The organism is Vibrio sp. 10N.247.311.13 (assembly GCF_041467595.1).
GTDB lineage: Bacteria > Pseudomonadota > Gammaproteobacteria > Enterobacterales > Vibrionaceae > Vibrio > Vibrio crassostreae_C.
Map to the genome: position 1 here is coordinate 68556 of NZ_JBFSUX010000006.1, position 16284 is coordinate 84839.

The following is a 16284-nucleotide window of genomic DNA, read 5'->3' on the forward strand; positions in this document are numbered from 1 at the left end:
TTTTAGCTTCTAAGTATAATTGTGAATGGGACAAATGTTTTGATGAGAATCAGTCTTCGAGCTCAACCACTTTAAAGCAATCCCTTGCAGCATGGCTATTGGTTAGATAAAGCGCTAACCACAGCAGCAACAATAGGGTGATGCCATTTGACCAACGGAACCATCCGTTATCCAAATAGATTAAATAAATCGTATGGGAGCCCTGTGCCAAGATAGCCATCATGGTAACCCAACGTCCCCATGACACGACTTTGTTAAGGCGCTTTCTATCTGGCGATCTTAGCCCAAATAACCACATCAGCAGCAAACTAGGCACACTCAACGCGATCCCGACATAAAACATCTGATGGTCTGGGTAGATTATCTCAAGAATATCGGTTCCCGATTCTCGGCTTGCGCCTGCAACAATGAAAACGACCAAGGCTTTCGCAAGAAACAACCAACCTAGCCAGAGCAAGATTGGAGCTTTCAAAAAGCCGTGCTTGTCGTATTGTTCTATGGAGTACCGCACAAATCTCACTTTCACTTATTTTCAAACCAACACTTTAACGCAAATCATTCATACTTAACTAGCTTTGCGTTATCTTAGTAGCCAATCCGTTTTAATTGTCGAACTCAGTATGAAAAACAAAACTAATACGCCCTCTGTTGAATCTCAACAGGAAGCACTGAAGATAGCCAAAGCGACTCAAAAGCCAGCTCAAACCAAAGAACAAACTAAACTGATTGCTCAGGGTATCGAGAAAGGCATCGCACTGTACAAGAAACAGCAAAAAGAACGCAGCCGCCAAGCCGATAAAGCTAAAAAGCGCGTACAGAAAGAGAAGCAGACTCTACAAGCGAACCAAGACCAAGACCAAGACCAAGAACAGAATGTCGACTTGGATAATGAAACAACATCAAATCACGCCAGTAAATTGCCGTGGTTACTACTGTTCGCAAGCTGGGTAGGCTTCGCGATTTATTTGATGCAATAGCAGGGTAAACGTATGAAAAAGGAATTAGTCGCTTTGGCTATGAGTGGCATGTTACTCGGGTGTACCAAACCCACATCAACGCCTCATAGTAAAGCGGACAAGGTACAAATGGATTACCACGGCCTGATTAACATCGAGCAGTGTGAGTATAAAGGGGAAATCACTGGCAGCGAAGGTCATTGGTACAGCTACTTGTTCTTTCCCAATGACGCCCTGATTCAAGGTGCGATGAATGAGCTTAAATCGAATGCCATTGAGCTAGGCGCAGACACCGTCATCTTTACCCTACCCCAAGATTTCAGCACTTCCGTGACTATGCTTGGTACCGCCTACCTGTGCGAGTAAGCAACTAAAGCGGCATATCGATATGCTTTGATTTTATGACACCCAAAAGAAAGCCAGCTTTCGCTGGCTTATGCACTAAATCCAAGGCTTGTTGCTATATCGCCTTTACGCTGGATAACCCATTGACTGTCAAATGGCCCCCAGTCGGATAACTGGTAATAGCCATCATTATGACGTCGCCCATCTTGAACAAACATAAGTTCGATACCGATCCCCGGTAACGCCTTGAGTACATCTTGAATAGTACGACGAGGCCACCCCGTTTTTTCGATGAGTTTAGGCACATTTGGCCTATCAAGGCTTTCCACTAACAATGCTAAATATAGCCGCCTTGCAAAAACAGGACTCAACTCCATTGACACCTCCTATATATGTGCAGCTCAATTATTTCTTTTTTCGCTGACAACATGTTGAGGCTGATCAATAAGTCTCCAATAGTGACATTTTCTTACGCTTTTTTTTCACTCTATGAAATATTCATCACTCTATTTTGTCTGAGTTGCTGCTTCCTGATAGGATTCAACTCATAACAATGAAATAAAATCACTCAAAGGAAGAATAATGACTATCACCATGTTTGGTATCCCAAATTGCGACACCATTAAAAAAGCAAAGAAATGGCTCGAAGCTGAAGGTATCGAGTTCGAATTTCACGATTATCGCAAACAAGGCATCACAGAAGAGCTAGTAACAAGCTTCTGCTCTGAGCTAGGTTGGGAGCTTGTGCTAAACAAACGTGGTACGACTTATCGCCAACTTTCTCAAGAACAGAAAGACACCCTAACAGAAGAAAAAGCGGTGACTTTGCTTGTTGAACAACCTGCAATGATCAAGCGCCCAATCTTAAAAGTTGAGGGTAAGCTTCACATCGGATTTAAAGCCGACCAATACGCGGCTATTTTTGCTTAGATCGTTGTATTTACATAGACAGACAACAGGACGTTGATCAGTGAATCAGCGCCTAAAAATTAATGACTAGACGTTTTATTTAAACAAGGAATTCAAGGATGACAGATAGCCCAACTTTGGCTCTGGCAAAAGACCTAATCAGCCGTCAATCGGTAACACCAGAAGATGCAGGCTGCCAAGACCTGATGATTGAACGCTTAAAAGCACTCGGTTTTGAAATCGAAGTGATGGTATTTGAAGATACGACCAACTTCTGGGCTCGTCGTGGTACTGAAGCGCCTCTGTTTGCTTTTGCTGGTCACACTGATGTGGTACCTGCAGGCCCAATCGAACAGTGGAACACTAAGCCATTCGAACCGACTATCGTAGACGGTTTCCTACATGGCCGTGGCGCTGCTGATATGAAAGGCTCTCTGGCTTCAATGATTGTTGCCGTCGAGCAGTTCATTGCCAAACACCCAGACCACACAGGCTCAATTGGTTTCCTGATCACTTCAGATGAGGAAGGTCCTTTCATCAACGGTACTGTACGTGTTGTTGAAGCATTAATGGCGCGCGGTGAAAACATCGATATGTGTATCGTTGGTGAACCATCGAGCACTGAGTTCGTGGGTGATGTCGTGAAGAACGGCCGTCGTGGCTCTATCACTGGCGACCTAACGATTAAAGGCACACAAGGTCATGTTGCCTACCCTCACCTAGCAAACAACCCAGTACACAGCTCTCTGCTTGCTATTAATGAGCTAGCAACAACTGAGTGGGATAAAGGTAATGATTACTTCCCGCCAACCAGTTTCCAAATTCCAAATGTGAGTGCGGGTACTGGTGCTTCAAACGTGATCCCTGGTGAGTTTAATGTTCAGTTTAACCTACGCTTTAGTACAGAGTTAAGCAACGACATCATCGTTGAGCGCATCACAACGACACTCGACAAGTATGATTTCGAATACGACCTAAGATGGACATTCAATGGCGACCCGTTCTTAACAGACGCAGGTTCACTGCTTGATGCTATTGTTGATGCAGTGGGTCACGTCAATGATGTGAAACCAGCACTGCTAACGACTGGCGGTACATCTGATGGTCGCTTTATTGCACGTATGGGCGGACAAGTGGTTGAACTAGGCCCTGTGAATGCAACGATTCACAAGGTTAACGAATGCGTGAAGGTAGCCGATTTAGAAAAGCTAACTGACATGTACGAAAGAACATTAGTGAACCTATTCGCTAAATAGTCTTTCATCAGCGATTCATAGCATCCAATTATTGAGAGACTCGTTATGACACCAGAGCAGCTTACCGGACAATCAGATTCTCATCTAGAGCCTAGCCTGATCGGCACCAAGACCTTCTTGGTCCACAGTGAGGTTAAGAATGACCTGAATAATTTGATTGAAGCTGCTCAGCTCGCTGGTTTTAAAATGGAGATTGCCAGTGGCTTTCGCGACTATGAAAGGCAATCTCTGATTTGGAACCGTAAGTTTTCTGGCGAAGCTCCGATATTAGATTCAGAAAGCCAACCTCTTGATGCTTCAAAACTGACCGAACAACAAAAGCTATCGGCTATCCTGAGATGGTCTGCGCTTCCCGGCGCGAGTCGTCATCATTGGGGTTGTGACTTCGATGTCTTTGCTCGTAACCACTTACCTGAAGGCATACATCTGCAATTAGAACCATGGGAATACCTTACTGGCCACCAGCAATCGTTTTACCAATGGCTATCAGTTCATGCTGCACAATTTGGTTTCTTCTTTCCTTACAGCCAAGATTTGGGTGGTGTGGCGATCGAACCATGGCATATCAGCCATCGCAAAGTATCGGAGTCGTGTTTATCACAGTTATCTCCGACTTTACTTGGCAAGCAACTCCAATCTAAGCCAGTATTAGGGTATGAGATTATTATGGAGCAGCTAGACGAGATCTATGCACGCTTCGTAGCGAATATCAGTCATTAGGAGCGCTTATGTTGGAGTGGCTTACAAACCCTTGGGTTATCATCATCATCGCAGTTAGCGTTGTTGTGGGTAACATCGCAGCGCTCAAACAGACAGCCAATATGGATCTGACGGGGCGTGGTAAAACTGAGCGAGATTTAGATAAGCTCAATCGCTCGGATAAACTTAACCAAGAGAAAGCTGAAAAAGAAGAATCCAAAGACAATAAAGACGCATAGCCTTTTGCTTTGGCTAATCAGCTTGATTGACCAATTTTGATTGACCAATGTAGCCTGATGACAACGAATACAATAAAAAAGAGGACACAGTGTGTCCTCTTTTTTATTTGCTTTTGCTAATCACAAGGCTGATTTAACTCAGCTTGTGACGGCTTGAATGACTACTCAGCTTTCGCTTCTTTGTCATCTTTGGTTTGGTCAGCAATATGCGCTAATACCGGAACCATAGACTTAAGCAGCTCTTCTTCTACTGGCTTACCTGATGCATCCGTTACGTTGATTGACGTACGGTTGCCAAGGTCACCAAATAGGAAGTTGTAAGTGCCTGGCGCTAAGTCGATAGGCTGTAGGCCAATTTCTTCCCAGAACTCATCATCTGGTGCTGCGTACTTCGCCTTCACCGTACCCTGAGATTGATTGCGTTCTTCAAGCTCAAAGCCCATTTCAGGCAACAAGTTAGGCAGACGCTGCCAGAATACATTGTATGGCGTACGAGCAATAATCACAGGGAAACCACTACGGTCAGCACCCATTGAAATTGGAATACGCTTCACCAACTCTTGCGCTTTCAGCGCCGCTTCAGCACGAAGGTTTTCATCGTACTTAGCCATAACTAGGTTGGTCAGGAACGCGTTGTAACGCTCTTTATTGGTTGCCGTTACTGTTTTCTCTTCAGTACCTTCACGCCAATCAATCAGATTAATCTTGAAGCCATGACGGTTGTTTGCTTGGAAGCGAGAGATAGAGTAACGACTACCAATCTCTACGTCTTCATCTTCAGAAACCCAAGTTACCCAATCGGTCTCAATCTCATTCTCTGATTGCTCACGAATACCAATACCACGTTGAGCCAGCATATCTACAGCCGTTTGCCACACGCGGTCTGCCTCTTCTGCGCGAAGAAGCCATAGTGTCACTTCACCGTTTTGACGCTCAGCACGAGCACCCGGGATCAGTTCAAGAACCTGTTGCGGTGGACGAACATCCACTTCACGACCAGTACCACCACTGAATTCACCGCTTGGGATGTCAAAATTTGGGTAGAACTGAGGCTGAGCATCTACAGGCAATTGCCATTGTGAAAACTCAGGTGTTTCTAAGTATTCGAAATCATCTTTGGCTTGGCGACGTTGAGTCGGGTTGCCAGAACATGCTGTAAGAACGAAAACAGCCAGTGACCCAATCACTAGCTGGTGAGAATACTTCATTTATACTCCTAAATGCCGAAGGTTCGCTTCGGCATCACTTCATACGTTTTAGTAAATGCACGCTTCAGTCATTGCTTGAGCAACAACAGGTTGAGCTGGCTCTGACAGTTCAGTCAGCGGTAGACGTAAGCCACCTTCAGCAATCAGACCCATTTTATGAACCGCCCATTTTACGGGAATAGGGTTAGACTCAACGAACAAATTCTTATGTAGAGGCATCAAACGCTCATTGATCGCTTCCGCTTCTTCAAACTTACCTTCTTTTGCTAGCTTGAACATGGTTGCCATATCAGCGGCTGCAACATTGTTCGTTACAGAGATCACGCCATCGCCACCACGCTTAACAAATTCTAGGCCTGTTAAGTCATCACCACTTAGTAAGATAAAGTCTTCGCCACAAAGTTCACGGTGAATTGCAATTCTGTCGAGATCACCCGTCGCATCTTTCAGTGCAACGATGTTTTCGATCTCAGCAAGACGAGCAACCGTTTCTGGCAACAAGTCTACCGCAGTACGACCTGGAACATTGTATAGAATTTGTGGAACGTCACTGACTTCAGCAATCGCTTTGTAGTGTTGGTACAAACCTTCTTGAGTCGGTTTGTTGTAGTAAGGCGTTACGCTCAGGCAACCAGCAATACCAGAACCATTCAACAAACGGCTGAATAGAACAGATTCATGAGTTGCATTTGCACCTGTACCAGCGATAACGGGAATACGACCATCAGCAAATTCAACGATCTTGTTGACGACTTTGACATGCTCTTCAATAGTGAGTGTTGAAGACTCACCTGTTGTGCCAACCGCAACCAGACCATCACTACCTGCAGCAATATGGTGCTCAACTAACTTTTTAAGGCTGTCGAAATCCACTTCACCATCTGTATTAAATGGCGTAACTAGCGCAACGATACTTCCTGAAAACATGTCTATCTCCCTTAATTTATTCTTTTTGCATGTTACTGTAAGCCAATCAATAAACACAAGACATTAAAGTGGCTTACCGGCAACATCTGCATTAAATATTGTCGTATGTTTGAGGTAAAACGACTTCTAACGGCGTTCTACCTAGAATTTGGGTAACCTGCACTCAATCTAGCGGATAGCACATCACTGGATGTCAGTAACAAGTAAGCTGTGCTCTCATCGCTCTATCTCATTTTTTAACGCGCTCGATATTCTTATCATTGGTTGCATGTTCGAAGCAAGGTCGCACATAAAAAGCCCCGCACGCACGCTTATTCCACGAGCTAACTGTGCTAACATGCATGAATCAATGGAATATAAAGAGACGTGATTTTATGACTCAACATCTAGTAATCACAGCTGTGGGCACTGATCGCCCAGGTGTATGCAACCAAGTGGTTCATTTAGTCACCCAATCAGGCTGTAACATTATTGATAGCCGTATCGCCCTGTTTGGCGAAGAATTTACGCTTATCATGCTGCTGTCTGGAAAGGCAAACAACATTACCCGCGTTGAAACCACCTTGCCCTTGCTTGGACAAGAGCACGACTTGATTACGATTATGAAGCGAACCTCAACTCATGATGTTATTGAGAACTCTTACACAGTAGAGGTGTTCGTTGAGTCAGACGATAAAATCGGACTTACTGAGCAGTTTACCCAGTTCTTCGCAGACCGAAACATCGGCCTCGATTCGTTAAGTGCACGAACCATCAATAAATCTAAGGTTCAACTCGACAACGACCAATTCCATATCTCTATTACCGCTTCTGTGCAATCAGAATGTAACTTGATGCAGCTACAAGAAGAATTCGATTCGCTGTGTCAGAGCCTATCAGTCCAAGGCTCGCTCAACTTTATCAAAAACAGTCTTTAAAAAGGAAATGTCATGAATACGCTAACGGCTGGTGTTCCAGCACCTGCTTTTTCTCTTCCAGATCAAGATGGCAATATCGTATCTCTTGGTGACTTCAAAGGTAAAAAAGTACTTTTCTATTTTTACCCTAAAGCAATGACTCCAGGTTGTATTGTGCAAGCGGAAGGCCTGCGTGATATCAAAACACAGCTTGATGACCTAAACGTGGTTGTTCTAGGTGTGAGTGTTGACCCAGTAAAACGCCTACCAAACTTCGTTGAAAAGAAATCTCTAAACTTCACACTGCTATCTGATGAAGACCATAGCGTTGCTGAACAGTTTGGCGTTTGGGGCGAGAAAAAATTCATGGGTAAAATCTACGACGGTCTGCACCGTATTAGCTTCCTAATTGATGAAGAAGGTCAGATTGAACATGTCTTCAACAAGTTCAAGACTAAGACTCACCACGAAGTGGTTCTAGATTACTTCAATCAAGAAGCTTAAGGGCGATTTGAGTGAGTTAATGACTTAGATTCATCACTCTCTAAGGCAATAGCAACACTCATTAAGCTAATTATTAAGCTAAGAGCAAAAAGGCCGAACATCATGGATGTTCGGCCTTTTTCTATAACAAGATCAATTACTTTTGATGTTCGGGGTCATCGTCTAATGCGTGACTCGGTAAGGCATTCCAAACCGCCTTAACTAACGTTGCCAACGGGATAGCAAAGAACACGCCCCAGAATCCCCACAGTCCACCAAACACTAACACGGCAACAATAATGGCCACTGGGTGCAGGTTCACCGCTTCAGAGAAAAGAACAGGAACGAGCACGTTACCATCTAGCGCTTGGATAATACCGTAAGCGAGAAGCAACCAGTAAAACTGAGGCTCTAATCCCCACTGGAACAGGCCTACAATCGCCACAGGAACAGTCACAGCTGCCGCGCCGATATAAGGGATCAGTACCGAGAAGCCAACCGCGACAGCCAACAAGACTGAATAACGCAGATCCAGAATCGCAAAGGTTACGTAGCTGACACCACCAACAATTAAAATCTCTAAGACTTTACCGCGAATGTAGTTCGAGATTTGCTGGTTCATCTCTTCCCATACTTTGGTCGCTAAACGACGATTTCGAGGAAGTACACCGCTCGCCATTCTGATCATCTCTTCTTTGTCTTTTAACAAGAAGAAAATAAGCAGTGGTACAAGAATCAAGTAAACCGCTAAGGTCGCTAAGCTCACAAGAGAAGCAAGAGAACCTTTGACAACACTTTCACCAAAACCTAACGCTTTGTTCTTGGCGTTAGACATAATGGACTCAACGATCTGCAGGTTAGCTAATTCTGGATAGCGTTCAGGAATCGTCGCAATGAAGTTTTGCAAGCTGCCATACATGCTTGGGATATCATTAATTAGATTGCCCACTTGTTGCCAAATGGTTGGTACCAAGCCAAAGATCGCAAGTAGCATCACGCTAAAGAACATCATGATCACCAACATCACCGAAGGCGTTCTTGGAACACCGAGTCTTTGAAGTTGGGTAACAGGCCACTCAAGCAAATAAGCCAACACAATCGCAACCAAGAGTGGTGCAATTAGGTGACCAAAGAAGTAGATCGTAATAAAGCCGAAGAGAATGATGGCAACCAAACTGACAGCATGGGGATCAGAGAAACGTCGTTTATACCAACGATTGACCATTTCAAGCATCTGACTGCAATTCCTTTTTAGTGACGAGGAGATGATGGTAATTAGAGCAAACCTCAGTGATGACGTCATAGGCTTGCTTAGACAAATAAGTAACAATATCTTTCATCGAACTGTTATCAGACACATAAATTGACAATGACTGCCCTACTTCTAACTTTACACTGTGACGCTTGGCTAATAATAGCGCCATTGGACAGCGCTCTTGGCGTAAATCTAGAATATTAGGTGTCATTCTTGAGCTCGATGCTTATTATAAGGGTCGTATTGTAATCTGTTTTTGAAAACGCGCCATCATTCATTCATCCTCCTTCATGATAGCGCACGCACTTGGCAAAGGTTAAATCAGATAAAGAACCAATTTCCATTGCACTTGTCTTACTGTCAGAAGAAACGGAGTATTACTGACTAATATGTTTAAACGCGCTCGCTCAATTGCTTGCTTATGCATCGCAGCTACATTAAGCACCCCAACTATGGCGAATACCAATAGTTTGGAGCTACCAGATATCGGTACCGCTGCTGGCGGCACACTCACTATCGACCAAGAGCTTATCTATGGTGATGCCTACATGCGCATCATCAGAAGTAGCCAGCCTATCGTAAACGACCCAGTTCTAAATCTATATATTGATACTCTTGGCCATCGTCTGGTCGCGAACGCAAATGATGTAAAGACACCTTTCCAGTTCTTTATGATCCGTGACCGCAACATCAACGCCTTTGCTTTCTTTGGTGGTTATGTTGCTTTGCACTCAGGTCTATTCCTGCATGCACAATCTGAAAGTGAATTAGCTTCTGTATTAGCGCACGAAATCGCGCACGTAACCCAACGTCACTTAGCGCGTAGTATGGAAGACCAAGCGCGCCGCTCTCCAGCAACCATTGCAGCGCTAGCAGCCTCTGTATTACTGGCAATTGCAGCTCCTGAAGCCGGCATTGCAGCCCTAACGGCAACGACTGCGGGTAATATGCAAAGCCAAATCAACTACACCCGTAGTAATGAAAAAGAAGCCGACCGCTTTGGTATCAACACGCTAGCAAAAGCTGGGTTTGATGTGAATGCGATGCCACGTTTCTTTGGCCGTTTAGCTGATGAATATCGCTATGCGAGCACACCACCGCCAATGCTACTGACTCACCCATTACCAGAAGACCGAATTACCGATTCACGTGCTCGTGCTCGTAGTTACCCGCCACTGAAACTGGCTCCCTCTCTGGACTACCACCTAGCAAGAGCCCGCATTGTTGCGCGCTATGCTGGCATTAATAATGATGCTGCTCTTGATTGGTTTGAGCGTCAGCTAAAGAAAGCCCCTAAAGCTTTGGTTCCGTCATTAGAATATGGCCAAGCACTGGTTTACCTAGACTCTAAAAAATTAGACAAAGCAGAGCCCATCCTGAACAAGCTGATTAACAGCGATCCAACCAACCTGTTTTATCTAGATGCTATTTCGGATCTGCACATCGAGAAGAAGCAGCCTGAGATTGCGATTAAAGAACTTAAATCGGCACTGGTTCGTCAACCAAACAACCCGGTTCTGACCATTAACTACGCCAACGCACTGATTGAAAATGAAGATCTTCAAGAAGCGGTTCGCGTATTGCAGCGTTACACGCACGATAACCCGAATGACACCAATGGCTGGCACTTACTTTCAAAAGTAAATACGAGCCTTGGTAATAGCGACGAAGAACTGGCTGCTCGTGCAGAAATTTTGGCACTGCAAGCCAACTGGAACAAAGCGATTCAGTACTACACGCAAGCAAGCCAAATCGCAGAATTAGGAAGCCTAAAACAAGCACGCTACGACGCTCGAATTGATCAGCTAATGATTCAACGAGAGCGCTTCTTGTCGCTACAATAGAGTGTTTACTGGTAACAGCTCGTTACCAGAATAAAAAGAAAGCTCAACGTTACACAAAAAAGAAGTCACCCCTGGTGGCTTCAGCTAAACAACTAAATCAAAAATAATAATGAGGAAGAACCATGTCTGTCGTGATTTATCATAACCCACGCTGCTCAAAGAGCCGTCAAACTCTAGAAGTGCTTCAGGAAAACGGCGTACAGCCAGAGGTAATCAAATACCTAGAGACTCCGTTAACAGTTGAACAGCTGAAAGTACTGTTCACTCAGCTTGGTTTTGACAGTGTTCGCGACATGATGCGCACCAAAGAAGCGGACTACAAAGAAGCAAACCTTGGTGATGCTTCAGTCACTGATGAAGATCTTTTCGCCGCGATGGCAACCAATCCAAAACTGTTTGAGCGCCCAGTCGTTGTCGCGAACAACAAAGCAAAAATTGGTCGTCCACCAGAGCAAGTGCTAGAGATTCTGTAATCCAATATGAGCATTAACATTCTTGTTCTTTACTACAGCCGCCACGGCAACACACAAGCTCTAGCAAGGCAGATTGCACGAGGGATTGAGTCTATTCCAAACTGTGAAGCCATGTTAAGAACGGTGAACGACGTGTACACGGTAGAAGAGCAGCCTGATTCACGCTATCAACCAACCGATCCTATTGCCTCGTTACAAGAGCTTCGATCTTGTGATGGTTTGGCGCTAGGCAGTCCGGTTTGGTTTGGTAACATGGCCGGGCCAATGAAGCACTTTTGGGATAGCACGACATCAATGTGGATCAATGGTGATCTCATCGATAAGCCAGGTTGTGTATTTACCTCTTCTTCATCATTGCATGGTGGTCAAGAGACAACACAACAAAGCATGATGTTGCCCCTGCTTCATCACGGCATGTTAGTCGTGGGCATCCCCTACTCAGAACCGGCGCTGCACACCACTCAAACTGGTGGTACGCCTTATGGTGCAAGCAGTACTGGAGAGAGCGCTTCATTGAGCAAAGAAGAGATTGAGTTGGCGCAAAACCTAGGTAAACGCCTAGCGCGCATCGCAATAAATCAGAAGGGAATTTCTCAATGATGTATATGCCAGAGAAGGCTATGTCTCCCAAAACCAAGCTATTTCGCTACCTTGCTTTAGCGGGCAACTTGTCACTGTTATTCTGGGTGGTGGCTTGGCAGATGACGCTTTCACCGCACCCTCATCTCAGTAATGTCACACTGGCGATTGCTTGGGCTATCCCGCTGTTATTGCCATTACCGGGCATTTTAGCAGGAAAACCTTATACGCACGCATGGGCAAATTTCGTCTTGATGCTCTATTTCCTACACGCATTAACTATCTTGTATGTAGACGATGGTGAACGTTTATTAGCGGCTGTAGAACTGCTTCTGACGACTCTAGGTTTCGCGGGCAATATCTTATTTACTCGCTTTAGAGCCAAAGAGTTAGGCATCAAGTTGAAGCGTCTTTCTGAAGTAGAAAAGAGAGAAAAAGCTAAGTTCGAGCAATAATATTGAGCCCATGCTTTTAAACTGACCGCTTACAAACAAAAAGCCCTGCGAGATTGCTCTTGCAGGGCTTTTTTCAAGTTTTCATTTCAATCAGTCATGTCAGCTGACAATTATGAGCGAACCCACTCGTATACCAAGCTTGGCTTAGCATGTACTGGCGCAGTGATGGTTAGATCTTCTGTACTAGAATCCTCTAACGTTGCGTCAGGCGTATTCGTTAGCTCAGCATCCTCAGATATCTCGTTGCCCTTAATCACTTGTACGCCTGAGTCAGTTTCGTCACCAACGACTTCAGCAGCGTCTGTTGAATCATCACCTACAGACATTGTGTTGTCTTGAGTTTCAAATTCAGGGCTCACTTCAGGCTCAATGTAAGATTCTTCAACCTTCGCGACTTGTCGAATACTTGCTACTTCTTGCTCAAACTCTTGTTGAGTCGACAATAAGTGAATTCGGAAAGTGACTTCGTTGTTCTGAATCTTCAGAATATCTAGGCTTGCCACCGAGTTTAGACGCTTAAGTGCGTTCTCTAACTGGAAGAAGTCTTGAGCATTATTCAGGCTAATAAACTGCGTTAAAATCGATTCTGATGACTCACTCGCTACCGTCACAGCACTTTTTCCTGCGTAGTAGTTACTGATTTGGTCAACTAACTTCTTAGAAGTCGTGTCGCTGTTACCCGATAGTGAACCACTTACAGGCGATGTTGGTGCACTCGTCAATTGACTTGGCTTTTGATCGTATAGAGCCCAACGTAGGCCTGAAGATTGAGCCTTTATCACCAACACAGCATCAACAGGATAACGCTGACTCGCTTTACTGATTGGCGTAACAAAGCTACCCCACAAATCAGAAGTCGCAATACCCGTAATATCGTCAAAGTCACCCACAGGCAGCGTTAGAGGCAAGCCACGCTCTTTTGCGTTAGCTTGTAAGCTAGCTGCTAACTGTGAGTTAGAGTGTTCCCACACGATATTCTTGTCGTAGTTGTCCTCTTCCACCAGCCAAACAAGGATGTTTGAACGCGTGTCAGGCCAGTACGGTAACTGTGCTTGAGTCAATAGCGAACGGATTTGAGCACCGTTAAAACGCATACGCAATGTTGAGTGGTCATTGCTTTCACCAAAACTCATTTGAGACATGTACTGCGAACTCTTGCGCATCGCCTTTTGAATCGTCTCATTCGAAGCGACATCAGTTTGGCCGGTCGCACGTATCAATACCTGCTCCATACCTGTATTTCTTGCCACTTGTTCTGGCTGTTTGTCTTCAGCGTTAATCGCAACTTCAGCACTAAAAATATCTACTTGAGTTAAGGCATAACTCGGAGAGGCTAATAGTCCCATCAACAACAATGCTATGTAGCGCATACTGATCCTAATATTCAAATCTTGTGCCTAGATGATAAGCAACTATGGATTGAGGGGCAAGGTCGATAGAGCCCACTGTGTTTAATAACCACAAAATATCACCTGGCCATGATAAATCGCTCACTTATAAACTGAATTTCTAGGGCTTAGATGGATATAAAACATCATTAAGATAAATAAATTTGATCTATTTGGTGTGGCAATCGATTGCTAAGTGATAGAATCCCGCGAATTTTATTTTTCGCTTTTCATATAACGACCATTTTAAGGACATAACATGAAAAATGCTTTGCAAGGTGCGCAAATGCTGTTCGTAGCTTTTGGTGCGCTTGTACTCGTGCCGCTACTAACAGGACTTGATCCTAACGTTGCACTCTTTGGCGCAGGTATCGGTACCCTTTTATTCCAACTTATTACACGCCGTTCAGTGCCAATCTTCTTAGCGTCTTCTTTCGCATTCATCGCGCCTATCATGTTTGGTATTCAAACTTGGGGTGTCGGTGCAACCATGGGCGGCTTGATGGCGGCGGGTGTTGTGTATGTACTAATGGGCGCGTTAATTAAAGTTCGTGGCGTTGGCTTCATCCATAAACTGCTTCCACCAGTCGTTGTTGGCCCTGTGATCATGGTTATCGGTTTAGGTCTTGCACCTGTTGCAGTTAACATGGCGCTAGGTAAGACAGGCGATGGTGCGGTTCAGCTTGTTGATGCAGACGCTGCCCTATGGATCTCTTCAATTTCACTGTTAGTGACGATTGTCATCAGTGTGTTTTCAAAAGGCTTCCTTAAGCTACTGCCAATCTTCGGTGGTATTGTTGCGGGTTACATCACCAGCTTGGTATACGGCGCGGTAGACTTCACTCCAGTAGCGCAAGCATCTTGGTTAGCACTGCCAAACTTCACAACGCCAGAGTTCAACATCAACGCTATCTTTTTTATGGTATTTGTCGCGATTGCACCTGCCGTTGAACACGTAGGTGATATGCTTGCGATATCTAACGTGACCGGTAAAGACTACCTTAAGAAGCCAGGCTTACACCGCACTATTACTGGTGATGGTGTGGCAACGATTGCCGCTTCTATGCTGGGCGCGCCACCCAATACAACCTACAGTGAAGTAACGGGTGCTGTAATGCTGACTAAAGCATTCAACCCAGTGATCATGACTTGGGCTGCAGTCACAGCCATCGTTCTTGCATTGGTTGGCAAGCTAGGCGCACTACTTCAAACGATTCCGGTTCCTGTAATGGGCGGTATCATGATTCTTCTGTTTGGCTCTATCGCAACCGTAGGTCTTAACACGCTAATCAAGAACAACGTTGACCTTCACAAATCACGTAACCTTGTCATTGTTGGTATTACCCTAGTATTCGGTATTGGCGGCATGGCTTTTGGTATCGGCGATTTCAGCCTACAAGGCGTAAGCTTATGCGGTATCGTGGCGATTCTACTTAACCTAGTACTTCCAGAAGAGCTAGGTGACAACACTGTGGTAGATAAAGCTCAAATCGATTAATGAGTCGGTAAGGCTAGATTCCAAAGAATCACAACCTAACAAGATCAAAAAAGGGAGAGCATCGAATGCTCTCCCTTTTTATTAATACGGTTAATTCAGCGAGTTAAGGAACTGTTTAGAGTCACTTAAGCTGAAACCGAATTACTTAGTACCGAAGATCTTATCGCCAGCATCGCCAAGACCAGGAACAATGTAGCCCTTGTCGTTTAGCTTCTCATCGATTGCAGCCGTGTAAAGCTCAACATCTGGGTGCGCTTTTTCTAGAGCCGCAATACCTTCAGGAGCCGCTACAAGAACAAGAATCTTGAAGTGCTTACAACCTTTCTCTTTCATTAAGTCGATAGTCGCGATCATAGAACCACCCGTTGCAAGCATTGGGTCTACCACTAGAGCGATACGCTCATCGATGTTAGATGCAAGCTTGTTGAAATATGGAACTGGCTCAAGCGTTTCTTCGTCACGGTAGATACCAACAACGCTGATACGTGCGCTTGGGATGTGCTCAAGAACACCGTCCATCATGCCTAGACCAGCACGTAGGATTGGCACTACTGTTACTTTTTTACCTTTAATTTGGTCAACTTCAACTGGGCCGTCCCAACCATTAATAGTTACACGTTCAGTTTCAAAGTCTGATGTCGCTTCGTATGTTAGAAGGCTACCCACTTCTGTCGCTAGCTCACGAAAACGCTTAGTGCTAATCTCACCTTCACGCATCAGGCCAATTTTATGTTTTACTAGCGGGTGTTTCACTTCAACAACTTTCATTTCCAACTCCGGCAATATTTAAACAAACCTGTAGATTATACACGAACTCTAAGGTTATTTCAGAATCTTTATTCTAATAAAAAAAACCGCGCAAACGTTTGCTCTT

At 44.7% G+C, this 16284-nt stretch carries 21 protein-coding genes; 13 read left to right on the forward strand and 8 right to left on the reverse strand.

Going from position 1 to position 16284, the window contains the following annotated elements:
• Window positions 1–49 precede the first annotated feature (49 nt).
• Entirely contained in the window at window positions 50–511 is a 462-nt protein-coding gene (locus tag AB6E52_RS04355) for a DUF2919 domain-containing protein (protein ID WP_017060696.1), read from the reverse strand.
• A gap of 109 nt (window positions 512–620) precedes the next feature.
• On the opposite strand from AB6E52_RS04355, the gene AB6E52_RS04360 reads away from it, so the two are divergent.
• Window positions 621–977, forward strand: coding sequence for a DUF2956 domain-containing protein (locus AB6E52_RS04360; RefSeq protein WP_102320152.1), 357 nt, complete (start codon window positions 621–623; stop codon window positions 975–977).
• Between the two features lie 12 nt (window positions 978–989).
• On the forward strand, window positions 990–1322 hold the full coding sequence (locus AB6E52_RS04365; protein WP_017063387.1) for a DUF4156 domain-containing protein: 333 nt from the start codon (window positions 990–992) through the stop codon (window positions 1320–1322).
• A 68-nt stretch (window positions 1323–1390) separates the two neighbouring features.
• Here AB6E52_RS04365 and AB6E52_RS04370 read toward each other — a convergent pair whose 3' ends face one another.
• Window positions 1391–1678, reverse strand: coding sequence for a helix-turn-helix domain-containing protein (locus tag AB6E52_RS04370; protein ID WP_004734273.1), 288 nt, complete (start codon window positions 1676–1678; stop codon window positions 1391–1393).
• Between the two features lie 205 nt (window positions 1679–1883).
• On the opposite strand from AB6E52_RS04370, the gene AB6E52_RS04375 reads away from it, so the two are divergent.
• From AB6E52_RS04375 to AB6E52_RS04390, 4 genes are all read left to right on the forward strand, one after another.
• Window positions 1884–2231, forward strand: a complete 348-nt coding sequence (locus tag AB6E52_RS04375; RefSeq protein ID WP_017060699.1) for an ArsC family reductase — start codon at window positions 1884–1886, stop codon at window positions 2229–2231.
• Between the two features lie 98 nt (window positions 2232–2329).
• On the forward strand, window positions 2330–3466 hold the full coding sequence (gene dapE / locus AB6E52_RS04380) for a succinyl-diaminopimelate desuccinylase (RefSeq protein ID WP_017060700.1): 1137 nt from the start codon (window positions 2330–2332) through the stop codon (window positions 3464–3466).
• 45 nt (window positions 3467–3511) lie between these two features.
• On the forward strand, window positions 3512–4186 hold the full coding sequence (locus tag AB6E52_RS04385) for a M15 family metallopeptidase (RefSeq protein ID WP_017063385.1): 675 nt from the start codon (window positions 3512–3514) through the stop codon (window positions 4184–4186).
• Between the two features lie 8 nt (window positions 4187–4194).
• Complete coding sequence (locus tag AB6E52_RS04390) at window positions 4195–4404, forward strand: DUF2897 family protein (RefSeq protein ID WP_102320151.1); 210 nt, start codon at window positions 4195–4197, stop codon at window positions 4402–4404.
• Between the two features lie 161 nt (window positions 4405–4565).
• Here the strand turns inward: AB6E52_RS04390 and bamC are convergent, their stop codons facing one another.
• Both bamC and dapA read right to left on the reverse strand, forming a co-directional pair.
• A complete protein-coding gene (bamC, locus tag AB6E52_RS04395) occupies window positions 4566–5612 on the reverse strand; it encodes an outer membrane protein assembly factor BamC (protein ID WP_102320150.1) in 1047 nt (348 codons plus the stop codon).
• Window positions 5613–5660: 48 nt separating this feature from the next.
• Window positions 5661–6539, reverse strand: coding sequence for a 4-hydroxy-tetrahydrodipicolinate synthase (dapA, locus tag AB6E52_RS04400; RefSeq protein WP_017060704.1), 879 nt, complete (start codon window positions 6537–6539; stop codon window positions 5661–5663).
• A gap of 374 nt (window positions 6540–6913) precedes the next feature.
• Here dapA and AB6E52_RS04405 point away from each other — a divergent pair, with 374 nt between their 5' ends.
• Together AB6E52_RS04405 and bcp are read left to right on the forward strand one after the other, a co-directional pair.
• Window positions 6914–7456, forward strand: coding sequence for a glycine cleavage system protein R (locus tag AB6E52_RS04405; RefSeq protein WP_017060705.1), 543 nt, complete (start codon window positions 6914–6916; stop codon window positions 7454–7456).
• A 12-nt stretch (window positions 7457–7468) separates the two neighbouring features.
• Complete coding sequence (gene bcp / locus AB6E52_RS04410; RefSeq protein WP_017060706.1) at window positions 7469–7939, forward strand: thioredoxin-dependent thiol peroxidase; 471 nt, start codon at window positions 7469–7471, stop codon at window positions 7937–7939.
• Between the two features lie 136 nt (window positions 7940–8075).
• Here the strand turns inward: bcp and AB6E52_RS04415 are convergent, their stop codons facing one another.
• Window positions 8076–9152, reverse strand: a complete 1077-nt coding sequence (locus AB6E52_RS04415) for an AI-2E family transporter (RefSeq protein ID WP_017063383.1) — start codon at window positions 9150–9152, stop codon at window positions 8076–8078.
• A complete protein-coding gene (locus AB6E52_RS04420) occupies window positions 9145–9384 on the reverse strand; it encodes a sulfurtransferase TusA family protein (protein ID WP_017060709.1) in 240 nt (79 codons plus the stop codon). The genes AB6E52_RS04415 and AB6E52_RS04420 overlap by 8 nt, the downstream gene beginning before the upstream one ends.
• A 178-nt stretch (window positions 9385–9562) precedes the next feature.
• Here AB6E52_RS04420 and AB6E52_RS04425 point away from each other — a divergent pair, with 178 nt between their 5' ends.
• The 4 genes from AB6E52_RS04425 (at window position 9563) to AB6E52_RS04440 (ending at window position 12524) form a co-directional block, all read left to right on the forward strand.
• Window positions 9563–11017 (forward strand): M48 family metallopeptidase, encoded by a 1455-nt coding sequence (locus AB6E52_RS04425; protein ID WP_017060710.1) that lies wholly within the window; start codon window positions 9563–9565, stop codon window positions 11015–11017.
• A 122-nt stretch (window positions 11018–11139) separates the two neighbouring features.
• Window positions 11140–11490 carry an arsenate reductase (glutaredoxin) gene (gene arsC / locus AB6E52_RS04430; protein ID WP_017060711.1) on the forward strand — a complete coding sequence of 117 codons (351 nt, stop codon included), beginning with the start codon at window positions 11140–11142 and terminating at the stop codon, window positions 11488–11490.
• 6 nt (window positions 11491–11496) lie between these two features.
• Window positions 11497–12090, forward strand: a complete 594-nt coding sequence (gene wrbA, locus AB6E52_RS04435; RefSeq protein WP_102320149.1) for an NAD(P)H:quinone oxidoreductase — start codon at window positions 11497–11499, stop codon at window positions 12088–12090.
• Window positions 12087–12524 (forward strand): DUF2069 domain-containing protein, encoded by a 438-nt coding sequence (locus AB6E52_RS04440; protein WP_017060713.1) that lies wholly within the window; start codon window positions 12087–12089, stop codon window positions 12522–12524. Before wrbA ends, AB6E52_RS04440 begins: the two co-directional genes overlap by 4 nt.
• 110 nt (window positions 12525–12634) lie before the next feature.
• Here AB6E52_RS04440 and AB6E52_RS04445 read toward each other — a convergent pair whose 3' ends face one another.
• Complete coding sequence (locus tag AB6E52_RS04445) at window positions 12635–13894, reverse strand: DUF2066 domain-containing protein (protein WP_065583984.1); 1260 nt, start codon at window positions 13892–13894, stop codon at window positions 12635–12637.
• Window positions 13895–14171: 277 nt separating this feature from the next.
• Here AB6E52_RS04445 and AB6E52_RS04450 point away from each other — a divergent pair, with 277 nt between their 5' ends.
• On the forward strand, window positions 14172–15410 hold the full coding sequence (locus AB6E52_RS04450) for a uracil-xanthine permease family protein (protein WP_017060715.1): 1239 nt from the start codon (window positions 14172–14174) through the stop codon (window positions 15408–15410).
• 141 nt (window positions 15411–15551) lie between these two features.
• On the opposite strand, the gene upp is transcribed toward AB6E52_RS04450, so the two are convergent.
• Complete coding sequence (gene upp, locus AB6E52_RS04455; protein WP_004738627.1) at window positions 15552–16178, reverse strand: uracil phosphoribosyltransferase; 627 nt, start codon at window positions 16176–16178, stop codon at window positions 15552–15554.
• Window positions 16179–16284 lie beyond the last annotated feature (106 nt).